The organism is Thalassococcus lentus, from assembly GCF_028023555.1.
GTDB classification, from domain to species: domain Bacteria; phylum Pseudomonadota; class Alphaproteobacteria; order Rhodobacterales; family Rhodobacteraceae; genus Thalassococcus_A; species Thalassococcus_A lentus.
Genome location: NZ_JAQIOY010000003.1, coordinates 424,570 through 445,108, shown reverse-complemented (window position 1 = coordinate 445,108; position 20,539 = coordinate 424,570). Strand labels below are relative to the sequence as shown.

The 20,539-nt window shown below is 59.7% G+C and carries 18 protein-coding genes; 12 read left to right on the top strand and 6 right to left on the bottom strand.

Annotated features, from left to right (window positions below; genetic code table 11):
* The first annotated feature begins 25 nt into the window (after nucleotides 1–25).
* From PFY00_RS11195 to PFY00_RS11185, 3 genes are all read left to right on the top strand, one after another.
* The gene (locus tag PFY00_RS11195; protein ID WP_271432635.1) at nucleotides 26–3,424 is read left to right on the top strand and encodes an OmpA family protein; all 3,399 of its coding nucleotides are present in this window, start codon (nucleotides 26–28) and stop codon (nucleotides 3,422–3,424) included.
* Nucleotides 3,425–3,428: 4 nt separating this feature from the next.
* Nucleotides 3,429–4,202 carry a hypothetical protein gene (locus PFY00_RS11190; RefSeq protein ID WP_271432634.1) on the top strand — a complete coding sequence of 258 codons (774 nt, stop codon included), beginning with the start codon at nucleotides 3,429–3,431 and terminating at the stop codon, nucleotides 4,200–4,202.
* A gap of 308 nt (nucleotides 4,203–4,510) precedes the next feature.
* Nucleotides 4,511–5,068, top strand: a complete 558-nt coding sequence (locus PFY00_RS11185; protein ID WP_271432633.1) for a helix-turn-helix domain-containing protein — start codon at nucleotides 4,511–4,513, stop codon at nucleotides 5,066–5,068.
* 32 nt (nucleotides 5,069–5,100) lie between these two features.
* Here PFY00_RS11185 and PFY00_RS11180 read toward each other — a convergent pair whose 3' ends face one another.
* Both PFY00_RS11180 and PFY00_RS11175 read right to left on the bottom strand, forming a co-directional pair.
* Nucleotides 5,101–6,474 carry an L-serine ammonia-lyase gene (locus tag PFY00_RS11180; protein WP_271432632.1) on the bottom strand — a complete coding sequence of 458 codons (1,374 nt, stop codon included), beginning with the start codon at nucleotides 6,472–6,474 and terminating at the stop codon, nucleotides 5,101–5,103.
* Between the two features lie 99 nt (nucleotides 6,475–6,573).
* Nucleotides 6,574–7,368: a glutathione S-transferase family protein gene (locus PFY00_RS11175; RefSeq protein ID WP_333908209.1), complete on the bottom strand. Its 795-nt coding sequence runs from the start codon at nucleotides 7,366–7,368 to the stop codon at nucleotides 6,574–6,576.
* Between the two features lie 88 nt (nucleotides 7,369–7,456).
* Between PFY00_RS11175 and rpiA the strand changes: the two genes are divergently transcribed.
* Together rpiA and PFY00_RS11165 are read left to right on the top strand one after the other, a co-directional pair.
* Nucleotides 7,457–8,245 (top strand): ribose-5-phosphate isomerase RpiA, encoded by a 789-nt coding sequence (gene rpiA / locus PFY00_RS11170; protein ID WP_271432631.1) that lies wholly within the window; start codon nucleotides 7,457–7,459, stop codon nucleotides 8,243–8,245.
* A gap of 295 nt (nucleotides 8,246–8,540) precedes the next feature.
* Complete coding sequence (locus tag PFY00_RS11165) at nucleotides 8,541–9,968, top strand: DegQ family serine endoprotease (protein WP_271432952.1); 1,428 nt, start codon at nucleotides 8,541–8,543, stop codon at nucleotides 9,966–9,968.
* Between the two features lie 69 nt (nucleotides 9,969–10,037).
* Here the strand turns inward: PFY00_RS11165 and tyrS are convergent, their stop codons facing one another.
* Nucleotides 10,038–11,291: a tyrosine--tRNA ligase gene (gene tyrS / locus PFY00_RS11160; protein ID WP_271432630.1), complete on the bottom strand. Its 1,254-nt coding sequence runs from the start codon at nucleotides 11,289–11,291 to the stop codon at nucleotides 10,038–10,040.
* A 97-nt stretch (nucleotides 11,292–11,388) separates the two neighbouring features.
* Between tyrS and PFY00_RS11155 the strand changes: the two genes are divergently transcribed.
* Together PFY00_RS11155 and PFY00_RS11150 are read left to right on the top strand one after the other, a co-directional pair.
* Nucleotides 11,389–12,450, top strand: a complete 1,062-nt coding sequence (locus PFY00_RS11155) for an anhydro-N-acetylmuramic acid kinase (protein ID WP_271432951.1) — start codon at nucleotides 11,389–11,391, stop codon at nucleotides 12,448–12,450.
* Nucleotides 12,447–12,947 carry a paraquat-inducible protein A gene (locus tag PFY00_RS11150; RefSeq protein ID WP_271432629.1) on the top strand — a complete coding sequence of 167 codons (501 nt, stop codon included), beginning with the start codon at nucleotides 12,447–12,449 and terminating at the stop codon, nucleotides 12,945–12,947. The genes PFY00_RS11155 and PFY00_RS11150 overlap by 4 nt, the downstream gene beginning before the upstream one ends.
* A gap of 112 nt (nucleotides 12,948–13,059) precedes the next feature.
* Here the strand turns inward: PFY00_RS11150 and moaA are convergent, their stop codons facing one another.
* Nucleotides 13,060–14,067, bottom strand: a complete 1,008-nt coding sequence (gene moaA, locus PFY00_RS11145) for a GTP 3',8-cyclase MoaA (protein ID WP_271432628.1) — start codon at nucleotides 14,065–14,067, stop codon at nucleotides 13,060–13,062.
* Between the two features lie 86 nt (nucleotides 14,068–14,153).
* Here moaA and PFY00_RS11140 point away from each other — a divergent pair, with 86 nt between their 5' ends.
* Nucleotides 14,154–14,687 carry a hypothetical protein gene (locus tag PFY00_RS11140; protein ID WP_271432627.1) on the top strand — a complete coding sequence of 178 codons (534 nt, stop codon included), beginning with the start codon at nucleotides 14,154–14,156 and terminating at the stop codon, nucleotides 14,685–14,687.
* Between the two features lie 66 nt (nucleotides 14,688–14,753).
* Here the strand turns inward: PFY00_RS11140 and PFY00_RS11135 are convergent, their stop codons facing one another.
* Nucleotides 14,754–15,725: an alpha/beta hydrolase gene (locus PFY00_RS11135; protein WP_271432626.1), complete on the bottom strand. Its 972-nt coding sequence runs from the start codon at nucleotides 15,723–15,725 to the stop codon at nucleotides 14,754–14,756.
* Nucleotides 15,725–16,015, bottom strand: coding sequence for an SCP2 sterol-binding domain-containing protein (locus PFY00_RS11130; RefSeq protein ID WP_271432625.1), 291 nt, complete (start codon nucleotides 16,013–16,015; stop codon nucleotides 15,725–15,727). Before PFY00_RS11130 ends, PFY00_RS11135 begins: the two co-directional genes overlap by 1 nt.
* Nucleotides 16,016–16,096: 81 nt before the next feature.
* Between PFY00_RS11130 and PFY00_RS11125 the strand changes: the two genes are divergently transcribed.
* Genes PFY00_RS11125 through fdxA form a run of 4 tightly spaced genes read left to right on the top strand, consistent with a single transcriptional unit; the run spans nucleotide 16,097 to nucleotide 20,258 of the window.
* Complete coding sequence (locus PFY00_RS11125; RefSeq protein ID WP_271432624.1) at nucleotides 16,097–16,651, top strand: tetratricopeptide repeat protein; 555 nt, start codon at nucleotides 16,097–16,099, stop codon at nucleotides 16,649–16,651.
* A gap of 47 nt (nucleotides 16,652–16,698) precedes the next feature.
* Entirely contained in the window at nucleotides 16,699–19,482 is a 2,784-nt protein-coding gene (locus PFY00_RS11120) for a helicase-related protein (RefSeq protein WP_271432623.1), read from the top strand.
* Nucleotides 19,483–19,863 (top strand): RNA-binding S4 domain-containing protein, encoded by a 381-nt coding sequence (locus PFY00_RS11115; protein ID WP_271432622.1) that lies wholly within the window; start codon nucleotides 19,483–19,485, stop codon nucleotides 19,861–19,863.
* A gap of 56 nt (nucleotides 19,864–19,919) precedes the next feature.
* The gene (gene fdxA, locus PFY00_RS11110; protein WP_271432621.1) at nucleotides 19,920–20,258 is read left to right on the top strand and encodes a ferredoxin FdxA; all 339 of its coding nucleotides are present in this window, start codon (nucleotides 19,920–19,922) and stop codon (nucleotides 20,256–20,258) included.
* The last annotated feature ends 281 nt before the right edge of the window (nucleotides 20,259–20,539 follow it).

The window sequence follows — 20,539 nt, the reverse complement described above, 5'->3', positions numbered from 1 at the left end:
GCGCGAACCTTGCGGGGGGTACACAATGAGGAAGGTAATCGGTGGTGTCGCACTGATCGCGGGCGTCGGCGGGCTGAGCTATTGGGGCTCGCAGGATCAAGCGGAAACCATGCAGTCACTTGTGACGCAGCGTGCAGCTGAAGCCGTGTCCGGATCCGTTCATCGCGCAGAAGCCAGCGTTGTCGGGCGGGATATCACATTGACCGGTCTGGCCGATACCGCGGCCGAGCGGGATGCGATGCTGGCCGCGCTTGATGAGGTCGAGGGCCGCAGGATTGTCCGCGATGAGACTGAGATCCTTCCGGCTTTGTCGCCCTTTGTAACCGAGGGCGCGTTGACGCCGGATGGAGAGCGTCTTTTGAAGGGCGCTGTTCCAACCGAAGCGGCACGTGCTGCGCTGGGTGACCGGGCGGGTGATCTGGAACTGGCCTCGGGTGCGCCTGCGGGCTGGTCCGCAATGGCCGAAAGCGCCGAGGCGGCGCTAGATCAACTGGCGCGCGGAAAGTGGAGATTGGTCGACGGTGTGTTGACGCTCAGCGGTGTTGCGCGCAGCGAAGATGACAAAACCGCCGCTGTTGATCTGCTGACCGACTTGCCGGGCGAGGCCAGCGCCGAAATTGATGTCATTCCCCTGATTGAGCCGTTCAATACGACAGGTATTCTCGATAGCACCGGGCAATTGTCGCTGGCTGGTTTTGTACCCGGCCCGGAACAGCGCGAAGTTCTGGGTGCCGCTGCGTCTGATCTCAGCCGGGCCGATGGGGCTCCTGACGATTGGCTGACCCTTGTTAGTGCCGGTCAGCAATCCCTTTCGTTTCTGGCTGAAGGTGAATTCGCCTTGTCTAACCGTGATTTGAGGGTGACAGGCAAGGCGCGCAGCGCCGAAGATCGCGACATGGCTCTGGCGGTTCTGGATGCGCTAGAAAACGAAACAGGTGCAAAGGCTGCCAGCGATATAATTGTCGTGCCGCTAATCGACAATTTCCTGACAGAGGGCAGCAAGCCGTCTGGCGGTGCTGTCAGCTATTCCGGCTATGTGCCGTCTGACTACGCACGCAGCCTTCTGGGCGATGGGGCCGGTGCGCTGGTTCTGGCGGATGGCGCGGATCCGGAATGGGAAGCGCTGGCACCGGCTGGTGCGGCGGCGCTTTCTGCATTGGACAGCGGAAGCTGGACACTGGAGGGCGCACGTCTGAGCGTAACAGGGATTGCGCGCACCAAAGAAGCGCAGGATTTCGCACTGGCGGCGGTCGAAGGGCTTGCCGATCCTGATGATGTTTCGGTGGAGCTGGTGCCGTTGATGGCCCCCTTCACCACATCAGGCGACAAGGTACTGGATGGTGACGTGGCATTGTCGGGTTTCGCGCCGCGTCCTTTGGCGGATGATCTGGGCCTGACACGCGCAGATGGAGCGCCGGAGAACTGGCAGCGTTTGACCGAAGGTGCCCTTGGCGCACTCGAAAACCTTGCCGAAGGCAATTTTGCCCTGTCCGATCGCGATCTGATGGTCGCAGGCAAGGCGCGCGATGCAGAGAGCCGCGACGCGGCTTTGGCGGCATTGAATGACATCGGTTCGGTCAACCTGATGACCGAGATCACGGTGATCCCGCTGATCAGTCCTTTTGTCACCGAAGCGGTCAAGGCACCGGGAGGCACGCCCCAACTGTCCGGCTTTGCCCCGGCGACCTATGGGATTGAGCTTTTTGGCGATGCAGGTGCCACGTTGGAACTGGCGGACGGAGCGCCGGGAAACTGGGAAGCGCTGGCTGAGGCAGGCAATGCTGCTCTGGCGCCCTTGCATCAGGGCCAATGGCTGCTTGAAGACGATGCGCTTGTGTTGACGGGCGTCGCCCGGAGCCAGGCAGATCGCGACGCTGCATTGGCCGAATTGGCGGAAACGCCAAATGCCACTGCGGATATCACCGTCATTCCCGAAGTGTCCCCCTATGTGACGGCTGGCACCTTTGCCGCCGATGGCGAAGAGTCTTTGACCGGGCATGCGCCGGATGCCCAAGCTTTGCAGGAACTGGGTGCCGCAGGCACTGCTGTTGCGCTGGGTGTTGGGGCCCCGGAAGACTGGGGAACGGCCGTTGCCGCCGCCCGCAAAGCCATGCAGCCGCTGGATCGGGGCAGTTGGGAGCTTTCGGACCGGCAGCTTGTGTTGCGCGGTGTCGCACGGACCGAAGACGCGGCTGATCAGTCATCGGCAGCCGTGGCAGATTTGAACGGATTTGCGATCCGCAATGAAATCGAGACGATCGCCCTGATCGAACCCTTTGTGACCGGCGCCCGCCGTGAAGAGGGTGGTGCGTTGGCTTATACAGGCTTTGCACCGGTTGGCGCAGACCTGAGCAATTGGGGCGATGCAGCCGCTGATTTGCCAACCGCTGAGGGCGCGCCAGAGGACTGGAACGCGCTGACGCAGGCCGGAAGCGATGCACTTGCAGCCTTGGCCTCGGGAGGCTGGTCCGTTGAAGGGTCGTCTTTGCGTGTTACAGGTATCGCCCGGTCTCAGGACCAACTGGATGCCGCCAATGCCGCAATTGCAGGGTTGGGGGACGCAGCGACTTTGGATGCAGCACTTGAGCCGCCGCGCTTTGCGGTAACCATCGGTGCCGGCGAAGGTGGCAAGGTTGATGGTTTGCTTCCGGGCGGACTGGGCAAGGCAGATCTGGCCGGGGCCATCGGACTGGCGGACTTGGCCGGTGATGCCAATGCGACAGAGTTTGGCGATGCGCAGGCTGCTTTGGATGCCGTGGGTGCATTGAAGCCATGGTTGGGGCAGCTCGAAAGCGCCAAAATCGACGTTGTCGAAGGCGTTGCCGCAATCGAGGCGCAGGTTGTGCCCGGTGCCGATCCTGATTTTGTCAAAGCAGGGCTGCTCGAAGCCTATCCCGGCGCCGCACTGTCGGTCGGAACGGCTCAGAAGCCTGCAGACGGGACTTTGCGCCGCAATGCGCTGACCGGGGCAGAAGAACGCGCGGTTGCCGGGTTCTGGTTGCCCGTGGTGGACTTTTCACCAACGATCGACAGCTGCCCTGTGCAGTCGGACAAGGCCTTGGCGCAGTCACAAATCCAGTTTGTGACCGGATCGGCTAACCTGAGCCCGCGTTCCCTGGCCGCGATCAATAGAATGGCTTCGGTCATTCGCCCGTGCATCTTGCAAGGTGGATTGGTTGCTGAGCTGGGCGGTCACACCGACTCGCAAGGCGCTGAAGAGGCCAACTACGCACTGAGCCTTGCGCGGGCCGAAGCCGTGCGCGCGGCGCTGGTGTCGCGTGGTGTGCCCGTGCGGTCCATCAGTGCAGTGGGCTATGGCGAAACACAGCCTATTGCAGACAACGAAACAGAAGAGGGCCGTGCGATGAACCGCCGGACCACCATTACGTGGGCCGCTGGCCCCGAAGTCGCACCGGAGGAGTAAGCAGATGTTCCGTGATTGGGGATTTTTGATCAGTGAAATGGTAGGCCTGATTGTGCTTGCCGCACTGTTGGGACTTTTGGCCGGTTGGCTGATCTTTGGGGGACGCAAGACCACCACAGTGACGTCCAGCGGGGATACAGGCGAGGCTGCCAAGCTGAAGGCGGATCTGGAGGCTTGCGGCAAGGCTCGCGCTGATCAGGACAAGCGTATTGCTGCGCTTCGCGAGGATCTGGATACAGCGCGCGATGAACGCGACGCTGCACGCAAGGAACTGGCGGATGCACAGCGCGACGCGGAACGAGAAGCCGCGAAGGCTGAAGCCGAGGCCGCCGATGCGCGCCGTCGTGCGGCGGCCGAAGCAGCCCGTGCCGCGCTGACCGCGTCTGACGCAGCGGACGCCGCCAAAGATGACAACGATCAGGATCCTGCAGGTGGTGACTTCCACGAACAGGATTACGACAAAGATGGCGTCGTCGAAGGCAAGGACGAAGGCATCAAGCCTGAAGCTCTGACCGAGGCGCGGGGCGGCCAACCTGATGATCTGAAACAGATCAAAGGCATCGGCGTGAAGCTTGAAAAGCTGTGCCACAAGTTGGGCTTTTTCCACTTCGACCAGTTGGCCAACTGGACCGATCAGGAGGTGGCCTGGGTCGACGCAAATCTCGAAGGCTTCAAGGGTCGGGTCAGCCGCGACAAGTGGGTGGAACAGGCGCGCTTGCTGGCCGATGGCGGGGAAACCGAGTTTTCCAAGCGGGCCAAGGATGGCAAAGTCTATTAAGCTCAAGCCTGGCAACGCGAATTCGAAAGGGCGCCTAAAGTGGCGCCCTTTTCTTTGTCTGCACAACGACCGGAGGTGTGGCCAAGACTGATTCCTGCGCAGGTTGCCGCGTCGGCAATGGTGTCGATTTCCCTGCTAGGGCCGCCCAACCCTGTTCAGATCCGCCTAAACTTGTGACGCTAGGCAATTCTGTTCATTCGGGAAATCAAGACTGGCGCGCGCCGCGCCAATAAAAAAGGCAATTGCCTTGCGCCTCTGCTCGTTTGCTGTCTAATCTCGGGTGCGGGAAACTCTCCCGGGGGGACAAAATGACTGCGACGCTGAACCAGCGTCTGGCCGACTGCCTATCGGCCTTGCGCGCGCAGAGAGGTTGGACACTGGACCAGCTGGCCGGGGTCAGCGGCGTCAGCCGTGCGGCACTGTCGCGTCTGGAAAACGCCGAGGTCAGCCCGTCAGCAGATGTTTTGTGGAAGCTCGCCGGCGCGCATGAAATGACGCTGTCGCGGCTGATGTCACTGGCCGAAGATGGCTTTACCCCCCACGTTCGCCGAGACGATCAACCAACCTGGAGAGACGAAAACAGCGGCTTTACCCGCCGAGTTGTTTCGCCTGGATCAGGATCGCTGGGCGTCGAGATCGTCGAGTGCAAACTGCCGCCGGGAACCGAACTGGGCTATGATGCGCCCCCGGCCGCCGGACAAGAGCACCATCTGGTCATGATCTCGGGGTACATGAAGGTGCTCAACGACGAAGGATCGTATGATCTGGGGCCGGGCGACAGTCTGCGCTACAAACTCTATGGGCCGTCCCATTTTGTTACCGCCAAAGGGCAGGGCGCTCGGTATCTGATGTGCCTTGTCGGCTGACACCCCGATGAGCGCCATTCCGGCGCCGAACTTCAGCAGTTGGGAATATTGACTGCCAGACCGCCAAGCGAAGTTTCCTTGTATTTCTCGGACATGTCCGCCCCGGTCTGACGCATCGTTTCGATACAGGCATCCAGTGGCACCAGATGCTGCCCGTCGCCGCGCAGCGCCAAAGACGCGGCAGAAACGGCCTTGATCGCACCCAGCCCGTTGCGTTCGATGCAAGGAACCTGAACCAACCCTTTGACCGGATCACAGGTCATTCCCAGATGATGTTCGAGAGCGATTTCAGCCGCATTTTCGATCTGCTCGGCGCTGCCACCCATCACGGCACAAAGACCTGCTGCGGCCATGGCCGATGCGCTGCCCACTTCGGCCTGACAACCGGCTTCGGCCCCGCTGATGGATGCGTTGAATTTCACCAGACCGCCAATGGCCGCAGCCGTCAGCAGGAAATCCGGAATTTGTCGCGGCGTTGCGCCGGGCACATGATCCAGCCAATAACGGATAGTTGCCGGAACAACGCCCGCGGCACCATTGGTCGGGGCGGTGACGACCTGCCCACCGGCGGCGTTCTCTTCGTTGACGGCCATGGCGTAAACGCTCATCCAGTCGTTGATCGTATGCGGGGCAGTCAGGTTCATCCCGCGTTCCGCCATCAATTGATCGTGGATATCCTTGGCCCGTCTGCGCACTTTCAGCCCGCCGGGTAGAATTCCATTGTTGGTCAGACCGCGTTCAATGCAATCGTTCATCACCTGCCAGATCCGCGCGACGCCGTTTTCCAGACTGTCGGCACAGCCGCGGGACACTTCGTTCGCGCGCTTCATTTCGGCAATCGACTTTCCCGATGTCTTGGCCATCTCGAGCATTTCGGCGGCTGTCTTGAAAGGGAAGGGAACCGGCGCGCCTTCGTCGGTGTCTTTGCCCGCTTCCAACTCGGCTTCTGTCATCACAAAACCGCCGCCGATCGAATAGTAGGTTTCCTGTGCAATGACATCGCCCTGCGCGTCAGTCGCCATCAGGATCATTCCGTTGGCGTGCCCCGGCAGGTTGGGGCCAAAATCAAAGGTCAGATCAGTTTTCGGGTCAAAGGCCAGAGGCGGCAGACCTTCGGGGCAGACCTGTTTGTCATCCCGAATTGCAATCAGTGCTGCCTCGGCCTTTTCGGCGTCGTAGGTATCGGGAACAAAACCCGCCAGACCCAAAACCGTGGCCCGATCCGTCGCATGACCAACGCCGGTAAAGGCCAGCGAGCCGTGCAAAGATGCCCGCAAACCATGGGCCGCAAAGGGCGCGGCGCGCAATCGGTCCAGAAACCGGGCAGCGGCAACCATGGGGCCCATGGTGTGCGAAGACGATGGGCCGATGCCCACCTTGAACATGTCGAAGACAGATAGGAACATGACGGTGCCTTTGCGTGTGTTGGCCCAAGCAATAGGGCTTTGGCCCGCTGTGTCACCCCCCGAATACGACAGCTGCCCCACGCAAAACGGCGGCAGCAGTCAGATGGCTGTGCCTTCCGGCGGATTGGCCGGCATGGGTTCGCTGAACGGTTTTGGCCCCAGCCCTTCGGCCTTGGCCACCCGTTCCGCCGAAGGGCGGGTTTCAATGCGCTTGGCCAGATTGAGCAACGCTGGATATTCGGTTAGCTGAAACCACTGCGTGTTGCCTTTTGGATAAAGCCCGCACCAACGCAGCATGGCTGCGACATAGCAATCGAGCACCCAAGGCTGAACCCGGTTTTGGTTCGGGTCTTGGGCATAGAAATCGTCAAGCAGGCGCAAGGCTCCGGGCAGGTTTACGCGGCCCGGGTGGGCCGTTTGCAGATGCCTGCGCAACGCGGTTTGTGCAGCAGTGTCTTCGCCTGCATACTGATCTGGATAAAAGCTTATGCGTAGCTGCGCATGAAGTGTGTTCGACGCAAAGAACAACCACTTCAGAAACTGAGACCTTTGCGGATCCTGCGGTGACGGCGCCATTGCGCCATGCTGCTCTGTCAACCAAAGCAGGATTGCGGCGGTTTCAAACAGGGTGCCCTGTGGTGTTTCCATCGCCGGGATCAGCCCGGCGGGGTTGATGGCCCGATATTCCTTGGTCGTTTGCGCTTTGACCGATCGATCAACCAGAACCGTCCGGTAGGGCAGTTCCAGCTCTTCCAAGGCCAGACGCACGATCAGCGAAGCGTTGTCGGGGGCGTAATGCAGCACGTAGGTCATGGGTTTATGCTGCCCGCATGCAAGGCCGAGGCTGTTCCCGCTGCGACCCACGTTCTGCAATGTCCGCCATCTGATACGCATTTTGCGCAAAACAGGCTCGCCTCGGAATGGTTGTCTGCCTATAAGGATTTTGCTGCTTGTGTGTACGATCATCTATCTGGGGACCATCATGACCGGAGAGCTTTCACCCATAGACAAGGCGAAATTCGTGGCTGCAAAGCGTGCGGCTGAATTCGTCGAGGACGGTATGCGCGTCGGTCTGGGGACAGGGTCCACGGCTGCGTGGCTGGTGCGATGCCTGGGCGAAATGGTGCGCGAAGACGGCCTGAAGATCCGCGGTGTGCCGACATCTTCCCGCACGGCCGAACTGGCCCGGGATGTTGGGATCGATGTGATTTCGCTGGATGAGGCCCGTTGGCTGGATCTGACCATTGATGGTGCAGATGAATTTGACGCTGACTTGTCGCTCATCAAAGGGGGCGGGGGCGCATTGCTGCAGGAAAAGATCGTGGCCACGGCGTCGGATCAGATGATCGTGATTGCTGATGCGGCCAAAGAGGTCGGGCACTTGGGCAGCTTCCCTTTGCCGGTTGAGGTGATCCCTTTCGGCTGGCAAACCTCACAGGCCCTGATCGAAGAGACGCTGGTTTCGATGGACGTCATGGGCCGCAAGACAACCTTGCGCATGAACGGTGACCGGGCCTTTGTCACCGACGAAGGCAACTTCATTCTGGATCTGCATCTCGGGCGGATCGGCAATGCACGGCAACTGGCCATGGTGGTCAACCAAATCCCTGGCGTGGTGGAAAACGGCCTGTTCATCGATATCTGCGATCAGGTTGTGATCGGCTATGGCGATGGCAGGGTCGAAGTGCGCGACATCAACGCAGGCACGGTTAGCGAAGACAGGCTGGATTTTGTCGAGGAAGAGAACCTGTTTTCTGATCTAGGCGACTGATTTTCATCGGTTTCCCGATGTGCTGGCTGATCAGTGGGCTGGCGGCTTCTCTGCGGTATTCGCCGCAAATTTTCACAATATGCGTGCCAGTTTGCCCGATCGGGCTATGCTCTTTCTCAAATCACGTTTGCTTGAGGTCAGGAATGCCAGCCTTTGGTGTTGCGTGACAGCACCTATGTTATGCACACTGACAGGAGGCAGGCCGCCCGGCGTCCCGAACGGGTGGGCTGGCAGAGACAAGGAGTTCCAAGTGAAACTGCAATCCCTCGCATTTCAACGACAAACCGCTACACCCATGCGTCTGTTCTGGCTGACAACGCTGTCCATGATGCTGATCGTGTCACAGACGCTGATGGCACAGGCCCGTGGTGTTCCCGAAAGCTTTGCGGATCTTGCTGAGCGTATCAGCCCATCGGTGGTCAATATCACCACGTCGACGACTGTGGCTGGTCGGACAGGACCGCAGGGCATTGTCCCCGAAGGATCACCCTTTGAGGATTTTTTCCGCGAATTTCAGGATCGTGGCGGACAGGGTGATCGCCCGCGCCGCAGCTCGGCCCTTGGGTCCGGCTTTGTGATTTCAGAGGACGGTTTTATCGTCACCAACAATCACGTGATCGAAGGCGCCGATGAAATCCTGATCGAATTTTTCGAAGGATTTGAATTGCCTGCAACTTTGATCGGCACCGACCCCAACACCGATATCGCACTGCTGAAGGTCGAAGCTGAGGCACCGCTGAAGTTCGTCAGCTTTGGTGACAGCGACACAGCCCGTGTCGGCGATTGGGTGATGGCCATGGGCAACCCGCTGGGGCAGGGCTTTTCGGTATCGGCAGGCATCGTATCGGCCCGCAACCGCGCGCTGAGCGGCACTTACGATGACTACATCCAGACCGATGCAGCGATCAACCGCGGCAACTCTGGTGGTCCCTTGTTCAACATGGACGGCGACGTGATCGGCGTGAATACCGCGATCCTGTCGCCCAACGGTGGCTCGATCGGGATCGGTTTCTCGATGGCCTCAAACGTGGTGACACGCGTGGTCGACCAGCTGAAGGAATTTGGCGAAACACGCCGCGGCTGGTTGGGTGTACGCATTCAAGACATCGACGAAGACATGGTCGAAGCGCTGGGTCTGGAAAACGCAAAAGGCGCGCTGGTGTCTGATGTTCCAGAAGGCCCGGCCAAGGAAGCGGGCATGCTCGCGGGTGATGTGATCCTGTCCTTCGACGGTGTCGAAGTGGATGACACACGCCAGTTGGTGCGCGTTGTGGCCAACTCGCCGGTTGGCAAAACCGTGCGCGTCGTGGTCAGCCGTGACAAGAAAACCGAAACCCTGCTGGTGACACTGGGCCGCCGCGAAGAGGCGCAGGCCGCCGTTCCGGCAGCACAGATTGACGAAGCCCCTGAAGAGCCATCCAAGATGGAGCTGATGGGCTTGACCCTGAGCCCGCTGGACGATGATCTTCGCGAGACGCTTGAGCTCTCTGCAAATACAGAAGGTCTGGCAGTGATCGACGTGGATCAGGATTCCGAAGCTTATGAAAAGGGTCTGCGCGGCGGTGATGTAATCAACGAAGCAGGGCAAACATCGGTCAAGACACTGGAAGAGCTGCAGGCGCAGGTTGATGCGGCGAAAGAGGCCGGACGCAAGTCCATCCTGCTGCTGGTGCGTCGCGGTGGCGACCCTCGGTTCGTTGCGCTTAGCCTCGACCAAGGTTGATCTGATAGGACGAGACAAAAAGAAAGGGCGCCCACCGGGCGCCCTTTTTGCTTTGTCTTGGCGACGAGATCAGTCGCCCAGTTTGACCAATGCGTGCCGCTTCTTGCCAGCAGACAGTTTGACCGGGCTCGACAGGGCGGCTGCGTCCAACATCAGGCCCGCATCGGTCAAAGGTGCATCATCAATGCGCGCGCCGTTTTCCGCGATCAGACGTTTGGCTTCCTTGCCCGATTTAGCCAGGCCGGATTTGACCAAAGCCTGAACGATCGAGAGCCCATCGCCCAGCTCTTCTGGGCTGAGTGTCAGGGTTGGCAGGTCGTCGCCCACACCGCCCTTTTCAAAGACTTCGCGTGCCGTCGCTTCGGCTGCTGCGGCGGCATCGGCTCCGTGGCACAGGGTTGTAACGGCATTGGCCAGAACGATCTTGGCATCGTTGATCTCGGAGCCAGCAAGCGCCCCAAGCCGTTCGCATTCGTCGAGCGGCATTTCGGTGTAGAGCTTGAGGAAACGGCCAACGTCAGCATCCGTTGTGTTGCGCCAGAATTGCCAAAACTCATAGGGGCTGCGCATATCGGCATTCAGCCAGACCGCACCATCCTGAGACTTGCCCATTTTCTTGCCATCGCTGGTGGTCAGCAGCGGCGAGGTCAGGCCATAGATTTCGTGGTCCAGAACACGGCGGGTCAGGTCGATCCCGTTGACGATGTTGCCCCACTGATCCGATCCGCCGAACTGGACCAGACAGCCATAGCGACGGTTCAGTTCAAGGAAGTCATAGGCCTGCAGGATCATGTAGTTGAACTCGAGGAACGACAGGCTCTGTTCTCGATCCAGCCGCGATTTCACCGATTCAAACGAAAGCATCCGGTTGACGCTGAAATGCCGGCCGATATCGCGCAGAAACTCGAGATAGTTCAGGCCATCCAGCCATTCGGCGTTGTTCAGCATCAAGGCGCCTGTGGGCCCGTCATCGTAGCTGATGTATTTCGCGAAGACCTGTTTGATCCCGTCGATGTTGGCGTCAATCTGCTCGGTTGTCAGCAGGGGCCGCTCATCCGCTCGAAAGCTGGGATCCCCAACCTTCGTGGTCCCACCACCCATCAGAGTGATCGGCTTGTGTCCGGTCTTTTGCAGCCAGCGCAGCATCATGATCTGGATCAGAGATCCGACGTGAAGCGATTGCGCGGTTGCGTCAAAACCGATGTAGCCCGGCACCACCCCTTTGCTCAGCGCCTCATCGAGGCCCTGATAATCGGTGCAGTCAGCCAGAAAGCCGCGCTCGATCATGACGCGCATGAAGTCCGATTTGGGATGGTAGGTCATGGGATACCTCTCGTATATTGCGCGGGCAGCTATAGTCAGGGCAGGGGCAAAGGTGAAGGGCAAGTTCAACGCAGAACCGGTTTGGGCGCTAGGCGCGATGTCCGGCACGTCTCTGGACGGGGTCGATGCGGCAATGATCCTGACCGACGGGGAACGCATACTGGAGTTTGGCCCCTCCCGATACCGGGCATATTCCGACGCGGAACGCGGCGTTCTGAAAGCGGCGCTCGGAAAATGGCAGGATGAAGAATGCGCAGCGGCCCGCGAAGTCATCCAATCCGCCCATCAGGAGATTCTGTCTGGCTTTGACGATGTGCAGCTTGTGGGCTTTCATGGTCAGACACTGGCCCATGATCCGGGCGGACGCGGCACACATCAATTGGGAGATGGCCAAGCGTTGGCCGAAGCCTTGGGCATTCCGGTGGTCTGGGATTTTCGCAGCGCAGATGTAGCGCTGGGAGGGCAGGGCGCACCTCTTGCCCCGTTCTTTCATCACGCATGCGCCCAGTGGATGGGGGCGGATTCCCCGGTCGCCTTTTTGAACTTGGGCGGTGTCGGCAATCTGACCTGGGCCGACCCAACCTGCCAGCATCCGCAGGATGATGGAGCCTTGCTCGCCTTTGATACGGGCCCCGCGAATGCGCCGATCAATGATCTGATGCACGAACGGCTCGGGCTGGCGTTTGACAAGGATGGCCAGACCGCCCGCAAGGGCCGCGTCGAAGACGGCGCGCTCGAGTTGTTTCTCGACGAAGGCTATTTTCGCAAGATGCCTCCCAAGTCATTGGACCGGGACGACTTTTCCATGATGCTCGATTTGGTGCGGGAACTGCCCGATGCCGATGCCGCGGCCACCATGACAGCGATGGCGGCGGCAGCTGTGATGCAGGGGATGGAGCATTGTCCCAGCCTGCCCAGCCGGTTGCTGGTCACCGGCGGCGGGCGCAAAAACCCTGTCATGATGAAAATGCTGGCCGCAGGAATCGATTGCACGGTGGAAGCCATCGAAGAGGCCGGCCTTGATGGCGACATGCTCGAAGCGCAGGCCTTTGGCTATCTTGCCGTGCGCGTGGCCCGGGGCCTGCCGACCTCGGCACCGATGACAACCGGGGTCGGGGCGCCTGTCGGGGGCGGCCAGATCAGCCGGCCCAACGCATGAGTCGCAGCGGGCCAAGCCTTTTCGATCGTGCGGGTCGCCTTGGCCGGATATGTGCGCTGGGCAATGCCCTGTTGCTGCTGGCTCTGCCGATCAGCTGGACATTGCCACTTTTGAAGCAGACCGCATTTATCTGGCTAGAGTCGAAATTCTCGGTTCTTCAGGGGGCCATGACGCTGTTTTCAGAGGACCTCTTCCTGTTTCTGGTGCTTGTGGTCTTTGCGATGATCGTGCCGATGTTGAAAACGGCGCTCTACACATACCTGTGGTTTGCGCCGTTCCAAAAGTCCCCCCGGCTGTATTTCGCAGGCTCCGTCATGGCCAAGCTTTCGATGATTGACGTCATGGTCGCTGCTGTCCTGATTGTTGCCGTCAAAGGAATCGGCGTCGGCAAGGTCGCAGCAGAGCCGGGCCTGTACCTGTTCAGCGCGCTGGTGTTGTTTTCAATGCTGGTATCCGTTGTCACAGATATTTCAGCCAAACGGGCGCATCTCGCCTAGCGTCTGAACTTGTCTTCTTTGTGCCTGAAATATCCCGGGGTTTGGGGCAGAGCCCCAATCGCGCCTTGCGCAAAACCAGTGCGCCGCAGGCGCGCCTTAAAACTGTGCGGGCTCAGCCGCCGGTGTGGCTCATATGGCGGGACACGCGGCCATCCACGGTTTGACGGGAATAGTCAAAATCATGTCCCTTTGGCTTGCGCAGGATGGCCGAACGGATCGCATCCTCCAGCGGTGCATCATCGCCGGGATGATTGCGCAGGGCCGAGCGCAGGTCGGCGTTGTCTTCCTGTCCCAGGCACATGAACAGCTCTCCGGTGCAGGTCAGGCGCACCCGGTTGCAGCTTTCGCAGAAGTTATGCGTCAAAGGTGTGATAAAGCCGATCTTCTGTCCGGTTTCTTCCAGACGAACATAGCGGGCCGGACCGCCGGTGCTCTCGGGCAGGTCGGTCAGCGTATAGTGTTGCGCAAGCTGCGTGCGCAGATCATCCAGCTTCCAATATTGATCCAGTCGATCTTCGTTGCCGATGTCGCCCATGGGCATGACTTCGATCCAGGTCAGGTCCATGTCGCGTTCTGCGCACCATTCGGTCATGCGCAGCAACTCATCGTCATTAAAGCCCTTCAGTGCGACTGCATTGATTTTGACACGAAGCCCGGCGTTTTGTGCCGCATCAATGCCCTTGAGCACCTGTGGCAGTCGTCCCCAGCGCGTGACATCCGCGAATTTTTGCTCATCCAGCGTGTCCAGCGAGATGTTCACACGGCGCACGCCTGCATCCCACAGGTCAGAGGCAAAGCGCACCATCTGGGACCCGTTTGTTGTCAGCGTCAGCTCCTTGAGCGTGCCTGCATCCAGATGCCGGGTCATCGAGCGGAAAAACGTCATGATATTGCGGCGTACCAGTGGTTCACCACCGGTAATGCGTAGTTTTTCAACGCCCAGACGCACGAATGTGGAACACATACGGTCCAGTTCCTCAAGCGTCAGAAGCTCTTTTTTGGGCAGGAATGTCATGTTTTCCGACATGCAATAGACGCAGCGAAAATCGCAGCGGTCTGTTACAGAGACGCGAAGATATGAGATCGGCCGTGCAAACGGGTCAATAAGGGGCGCTGTCATGATACGGACCCTAGCCATCGGCGAGGAATTGAGCAAGTCTGCGCCTGTATTTGTAACCATGGGACCAAGGTCTTAGAGTAACGATCATGAGAGCAGTATTTTTATCAGCCGCGATCCTGGCGATTGCGGGATGTACGCAGGGGCCGTTGGGCAAGATAGTCGGCAAGCCATCAGATGATGGCGCCGTCAGCGCAGCGCAGCCAGCAGACGGGCAAATTCGTCCGCAGGCCCGTCCGGGCGATCTGGATACGACCACCCGCGTCGCGCCGCCTCCACCGCGCGATGCGCGCACGGCCGAGGAATTCGACACCACGACAGCGGCTGAGCGCCAAGAGGCGGCAGCCGCGCCGGCCGAGCCTGCAGGCGAGCGAAGCCTCGGCACAACGGTCGCCTCGCTCGGGGATGTCGCAAAACCCGGTTTTTGGCTGGAAACGCCCTTGGTCAAACAGCCGGGCAAGGGCCGGGTGTTCTATCCCGCATCCGGTAAGTCTGCGCAGGTCGATCTGATTCCTATCGATGGGCCAGCGACTGGTGGCAGCCGGATATCGCTGGCTGCGATGCGCCTGATCGAAGCGCCGCTGACCGAGCTGCCGACACTTCAGGTCTTTACAGGCGGGTGACAGCAAAACAGCCGGATCACGTCCGGCTGTGTTTGCTATCTTGCTGAACTATGTGGGACGGCGCTGTCAGGCGCGCCGTGCCGTCATTTTCATGTCTGACTGAGACCCTTCGAAATGTGCGACGATGTCTTCGACAATCGGCTCACGGATCGGAGCGGCTTCCATCAGCACTTCGTGTTCGCCATTCGGCGCCATGACCAGCCGGCCGTTCGGCCAGCGTGACATCCGATCTTCGATACGCGGTACATCGACGATGCGTTCATTGGTTCCACAGATGCACAGGCATGGAACGGATGGCGAAGGCATGCGTGCAAGGGTTCGGCATTCGGCCAGCGCCTCATGCAACCAGTGCAGCGAAGGACCACCCAGCTGTAGCTTTGGCTCGGCCAGAACCTGTCGGCGCATGTAGTCCCACATGGCCGGATCGGTGGTCAGTGTGTTGTCATCGAATTCACCGGTGGCCACATAGCTTTCGGTGCCGGTGCCCGGCGCGAAAAGGTGGCTCAGCCCGACGCGTTTGCTGCCCCATGTCAAAGCCCAAGCTGCGGGCCGCACGGGTTGGGCAATGCGGATGCCCCACATCGGGCCGGTAAAGACGGCCGAGGCGACCTCCAGTCCTTCGTAAAGGGCACGCAGACCAATGCAGCCCCCCATCGAGTGACCGATCAGGTGATAAGGTTTCGGCAGGCTGAGCGCTTTCGCGGCCTGAACCATCGCCGCCACATCGCGCTGATAGTCGGCAAACATGTCAACGTGGCCAACCTTGGCATCGTCGAGCATACGATCTGCCAGTCCCTGACCACGCCAGTCGATTGCCAGTGTATGATAGCCGCGTGTGGCCAGATCATCAGCCAAGCGTCCATATTTTTCGACATATTCTGTGCGGCCGGGAAACAGCAGCACCGTGCCGCGGGCGTCATCTGCCGGGTAATGGGCAACCCGCAGGCGCAAGCCGTCATCGGCCTGCACCCACCAGGCGCGAGCCTCTGCCGGGCCTTCGGCCAAATCGGCATGAAAAGGGGCAGAGGACATGCTCATTACGACAGAACCTGTGCCAGTTTCATCGCGGCGCCCATGTCGCCGTCGATTGCCAGTTTGCCTGACATGAATGCAGTTGTTGGGTTCAACTCGCCCTCGAATATTTGCTGAAAGGTTTCCACGTCTGCGGTCAGCGTCACGTCAGCATCGTCGTCGCCCATGCGCGCGCCGCTTTCGTCGATGACAAAGCTGCCTTCGTCGCCAAGGACGAATTTCGCTGTACCGTCAAACCCGGAACCTTCCATTTTTTCGTTCAATGCGGCCACGGCAGCCGTCAGGGTATCGCTCATGTGTTACCTTTCTCTCTAAATCGTGCGCTGGCAATTCGCCGCGCAAGCGCTACACTCGGTACAGTTATGAGCACGGGTCCCATGAACTTCAAATCTACCGTTACGGCATTTTGGGCCGTAGTCATGATTTCCATACCCTGCCACGCGGCATGGGCGGAAAGTCGCGCGGATGAATTGTTGCAGGAACTGGCGCAGGCCAAGGATGCAACCACCGCGCAACGTCTTGAAAATCAAGTGATTGATGAGTGGTCCAAAAGTGGATCACCCGCCATGGATCTGCTTTTGAAGCGGGGACATGACGCGCTTGAGGTCAAACAGGTCGACGCAGCACTGGAACACTTCCGCGCGCTGACCGATCACGCCCCTGAATTTGCCGAAGGCTGGCACGGTCTGGCCCTTGCTTATTTCCAGGCCGAGCGCTTTGGCCCTGCGATGGATGCGCTTGAGCGTGTACTGGCGCTTAATCCACAGCATTTCGGTGCCTTGCGCGGCGTCGGGGCCATTCATGAACAAACCGGCAAGCAGGCTCTGGCCTATGACGCCTATGAACGGGTGCAGGAAATGCGCCCTCACGACGAAGACATCACAAAAGCGCTGGAACGGCTCGAGAAAACCGTCAAAGGTGTGCCGCTCTGATTCCTCGGATGACGTGGACAGGGGCAGGCTAAGCGGAAGGGCCAGACATGGCGCACAGCGCACGGATCGCGGCAGTCTTGGGGCCGACGAATACCGGAAAGACGCACTACGCGATTGAACGGATGCTCGGGTATCGGACCGGAGTGATCGGTTTGCCGTTGCGGTTGTTGGCGCGTGAAGTCTACGACAAGATCACGGCTATTCGTGGCCCTTCGGTGGTGGCATTGGTGACCGGCGAAGAACGCATCGTGCCCCCGCGCGCGCAATACTGGGTCTGCACGGTCGAGGCGATGCCGGAGGGTATGGGTTGTGATTTCGCCGCCATCGACGAAATTCAGCTGTGCGCTGATCCGGAGCGCGGGCACGTGTTCACCGACCGCCTGATGCGGATGCGTGGAACCCACGAAACCCTTTTTCTTGGCTCCGACACGATGCGCGGCCCGATTGCATCGCTCGTGCCCGGTGTCGAATTTGTTCAGCGCGAACGCATGAGCCAGTTGGCCTATTCGGGGTCCAAGAAAATCAGTCGGTTGCAACCGCGCAGCGCGATTGTCGGATTTTCCGTCGACAATGTTTACGCCATTGCCGAACTGCTGAAGCGGCAAAAGGGCGGCGCTGCCGTGGTTATGGGCGCGCTCAGCCCGCGCACCCGGAATGCACAGGTTGAGCTCTACCAAAATGGCGACGTTGACTATCTGGTCGCAACCGATGCCATTGGTATGGGGCTCAACCTCGACATCAATCACGTCGCGTTTTCGTCCCTGACGAAGTTTGATGGTCGCCGGATGCGGCCCTTGCAGCCCAATGAACTGGCTCAGATCGCGGGTCGGGCCGGGCGCGGTATGAGCGACGGTACATTTGGCGTGACGGGGGATGCGGGTGCGTTGCCCGAAGAATGGGCTGACGCGATTTGCAGCCATCGCTTCACGCCGCTGCGAAAACTGAATTGGCGCAACGCGCATTTGTCCTTTGGATCCATCGATGCGCTGGAGCGCAGTCTCGAAGTTGCGCCAGATCGCGAAGAACTGGTCAAGGCGCGCGAAGCTGATGACCTGCGTGCGCTGCGCAGTCTTGCCGGTGAAGCGGATGTGCAGGCCCGCGCCAGCAACCCCAGATCGGTTCAGTTGCTCTGGGATGTATGCCGTATTCCCGATTTCCGCGGGATTTCGCCGAACGAACATGCGGGCATGTTGGGGGTCATTTTCGGACACCTGCACGAAAAAGGGGCTGTTCCAGACGACTTTCTGGCCCGCCAAATCAATCGGATAGACCGAACGGATGGCGATATTGACACATTGTCGAAACGATTGGCCTATATCCGGACGTGGACATATGTCGCGCAGCGCAAAGGCTGGGTAAATGACGAAGACCATTGGCGTGGACGCGCGCGCGCTGTAGAAGACGCGCTATCGGACGCGCTGCATGAGCGTTTGACACAACGATTTGTGGACCGGCGGACCAGTGTTCTGCTTCGCCGGCTCAAACAGAAGGAGGCCCTTTTGGCCGAAGTGAATGACAAAGGTGAGGTGACCGTCGAAGGCGAATTCGTCGGTAAACTCGAAGGGTTCCGGTTCCGCCAGGACAAGGATGCAACCGGCCAGGAGGCCAAGACTCTGCGTCAGGCAAGTCTGCAGGCGCTGGTGCCACAGTTCCATTTGCGGGCAGATCGTTTTTACAACGCGCCAGATACCGAGCTGGATTTCACAGAGCAGGGTGGCCTGATGTGGGGCGATCAGGCGGTTGGCAAATTGGCCAAGGGTGATGATCCGCTGAAGCCGCGCGTGGTTGCCTTTGTTGACGAAGAAGCTGGTCACGACGTGATGGAAAAGGTGCAGCGCCGGTTGCAGCACTTTATCGATCGCAAGATCGCCGCTTTGTTTGAGCCGCTTCTCAAGATGCGCGACGACGAAGAAATGGCAGGGCTCGCACGTGGCTTTGCGTTCCGTCTGGTCGAGGCGATGGGCATTGTTCCTCGCGCGGATGTGGCCGATGAGGTCAAGGCGCTGGATCAGGATGCCCGTGGTGGCCTGCGCAAGCATGGTGTGCGTTTTGGCCAGTTCACGATTTTCATGCCTTTGCTTCTGAAGCCCGCACCGACGCGTTTGCGCCTTGTGCTTTGGAGCCTGACGAATGGGCTGGATGAATTCCCCGAAGCGCCGCCTCCCGGTCTGGTGACGGTCCCGAATATGGATGCGGTTCCGGCACAGCACTATTCGCTGGGCGGGTATCGCAAGGCTGGCGCGCGCGCGATCCGCATCGACATGCTGGAACGTCTGGCCGACATGCTGCGCGGTGAAGACAGCCGCGGCGGCTTTGAAGCCAAGGCGGACATGCTGTCGATCACGGGTCTGACGCTGGAACAGTTCGCGGATCTGATGCAGGGACTGGGCTACAAAGCTGCAAAGGCCGAACGCGAGAAGGTCAAGGCGGCGGTTGAAGCGCCTACGGATGAAGTTGCTGCCACCGACGCAGCAGAACCAGCCGAAACGGCCGCGCCTGAGCAGGCCCCGGCTGAAGCGGCGCCTGAAACGGTGGATGCAGCAGAGGGCAGTGCACAGCCTGAAGGCCCTGAAATGGAAGTGTTTTACACCTTCACATGGGGCGGCAACCGACCGGCACGCAGTGGCGGCAATCAGCGACGCGAAGGTGGCGGCAACAAGCAAGGCGGTCGCGGCAAGCCAAAAGGCAAGGGCGGCGCGCCACGTGGCAAAGGTGGCCCGCGTAACCAGGGGGCCAAGACCTTTGAGGCGCGTCCTCCGCGCAAGGAAAAGGCCATTGATCCGGACAATCCTTTTGCGGCGGCTCTGATGGGGCTGAAGGACAAGACCTGATTGTCCGACCCGGCGGCCAAGATACGCATCGACAAATGGCTGTGGCATGCGCGTTTTTTCAAGACGCGCAGCCTCGCCGCCAAGGTGGTCTCTTCGGGTGGGTGCCGGGTCAACAGCCTTCCGGTTTCCAAACCAGCCTATGGGGTCAGCGCCGGCGATGTGCTTACCTTCAGCAAAGAACGTGATGTGCGCATAATCCGCATCGTTGCGTTGGGTGAGCGGCGGGGGCCAGCCACTGAGGCGCAGGCTCTCTATGAGGATCTGGATCCGCCCAAGCCGCGCGAACGGCCGGATCGGGCGCCTGGATTTGATGGTGGCGGGCGGCCAACCAAACGGGACCGCAGACAGTACGAAAAGACACGTCCGGATGCGCTTGAATGATCCGGGGTGGTGGTCTAGCTAGACTGTAACCCACGGTTTACACAGACGAGACATCCATGACCTATATCGTCAACGACAATTGTATCGCTTGCAAGTACACCGACTGTGTCGAAGTTTGCCCGGTCGATTGCTTTTACGAAGGCGAAAACATGCTGGTGATCCACCCGGACGAGTGCATCGACTGCGGTGTATGCGAACCGGAATGCCCTGCGGATGCGATCCGTCCTGATACGGAACCGGACATGGACAAATGGGTTGAGTTCAACCGGAAGTATTCGGAAATGTGGCCGGTCATCATCACCAGAAAGGATCCGCTGCCCGAGGCAGACGATCGCGATGGTGAAAGCGGCAAGCTGGAAAAGTACTTTTCCGAGAAGCCGGGCGAAGGCGGCTGAGCCGATTCGTCCACTGCGGGAAGATCTGGGGAAATTCCCCTCGGTTTGCCTTTAACGCAATGAAATCGTTAACATAAATGCGTCATCGGCTGTGTCCTAGTGTGATGCGCGAAAATGTGTTACATTCTTTGCATATATGGAACCGTTCAGCTTGGGGTGCCGCCGCGTATCGCGGCGTATGGGTTAAGCAATCTAGACGAAATGCAGTGACCGGAGATCGTCAGATCACCGTGCACTTTTTTTGTCGCCAGATGTGCCCGAAATGAACGAGCGTAAGGAAG

What these genes read in the sequence shown, in the direction of transcription:
- PFY00_RS11195 (WP_271432635.1), top strand. Translation starts at nt 26, where the DNA reads ATGAGGAAGGTAATCGGTGGTGTCGCACTGATCGCGGGCGTCGGCGGG.
- PFY00_RS11190 (WP_271432634.1), top strand. Translation starts at nt 3,429, where the DNA reads ATGTTCCGTGATTGGGGATTTTTGATCAGTGAAATGGTAGGCCTGATT.
- PFY00_RS11185 (WP_271432633.1), top strand. Translation starts at nt 4,511, where the DNA reads ATGACTGCGACGCTGAACCAGCGTCTGGCCGACTGCCTATCGGCCTTG.
- PFY00_RS11180 (WP_271432632.1), bottom strand. Translation starts at nt 6,474, where the DNA reads ATGTTCCTATCTGTCTTCGACATGTTCAAGGTGGGCATCGGCCCATCG.
- PFY00_RS11175 (WP_333908209.1), bottom strand. Translation starts at nt 7,368, where the DNA reads ATGCGTATCAGATGGCGGACATTGCAGAACGTGGGTCGCAGCGGGAAC.
- rpiA (WP_271432631.1), top strand. Translation starts at nt 7,457, where the DNA reads ATGACCGGAGAGCTTTCACCCATAGACAAGGCGAAATTCGTGGCTGCA.
- PFY00_RS11165 (WP_271432952.1), top strand. Translation starts at nt 8,541, where the DNA reads ATGCGTCTGTTCTGGCTGACAACGCTGTCCATGATGCTGATCGTGTCA.
- tyrS (WP_271432630.1), bottom strand. Translation starts at nt 11,291, where the DNA reads ATGACCTACCATCCCAAATCGGACTTCATGCGCGTCATGATCGAGCGC.
- PFY00_RS11155 (WP_271432951.1), top strand. Translation starts at nt 11,389, where the DNA reads ATGTCCGGCACGTCTCTGGACGGGGTCGATGCGGCAATGATCCTGACC.
- PFY00_RS11150 (WP_271432629.1), top strand. Translation starts at nt 12,447, where the DNA reads ATGAGTCGCAGCGGGCCAAGCCTTTTCGATCGTGCGGGTCGCCTTGGC.
- moaA (WP_271432628.1), bottom strand. Translation starts at nt 14,067, where the DNA reads ATGACAGCGCCCCTTATTGACCCGTTTGCACGGCCGATCTCATATCTT.
- PFY00_RS11140 (WP_271432627.1), top strand. Translation starts at nt 14,154, where the DNA reads ATGAGAGCAGTATTTTTATCAGCCGCGATCCTGGCGATTGCGGGATGT.
- PFY00_RS11135 (WP_271432626.1), bottom strand. Translation starts at nt 15,725, where the DNA reads ATGAGCATGTCCTCTGCCCCTTTTCATGCCGATTTGGCCGAAGGCCCG.
- PFY00_RS11130 (WP_271432625.1), bottom strand. Translation starts at nt 16,015, where the DNA reads ATGAGCGATACCCTGACGGCTGCCGTGGCCGCATTGAACGAAAAAATG.
- PFY00_RS11125 (WP_271432624.1), top strand. Translation starts at nt 16,097, where the DNA reads ATGAACTTCAAATCTACCGTTACGGCATTTTGGGCCGTAGTCATGATT.
- PFY00_RS11120 (WP_271432623.1), top strand. Translation starts at nt 16,699, where the DNA reads ATGGCGCACAGCGCACGGATCGCGGCAGTCTTGGGGCCGACGAATACC.
- fdxA (WP_271432621.1), top strand. Translation starts at nt 19,920, where the DNA reads ATGACCTATATCGTCAACGACAATTGTATCGCTTGCAAGTACACCGAC.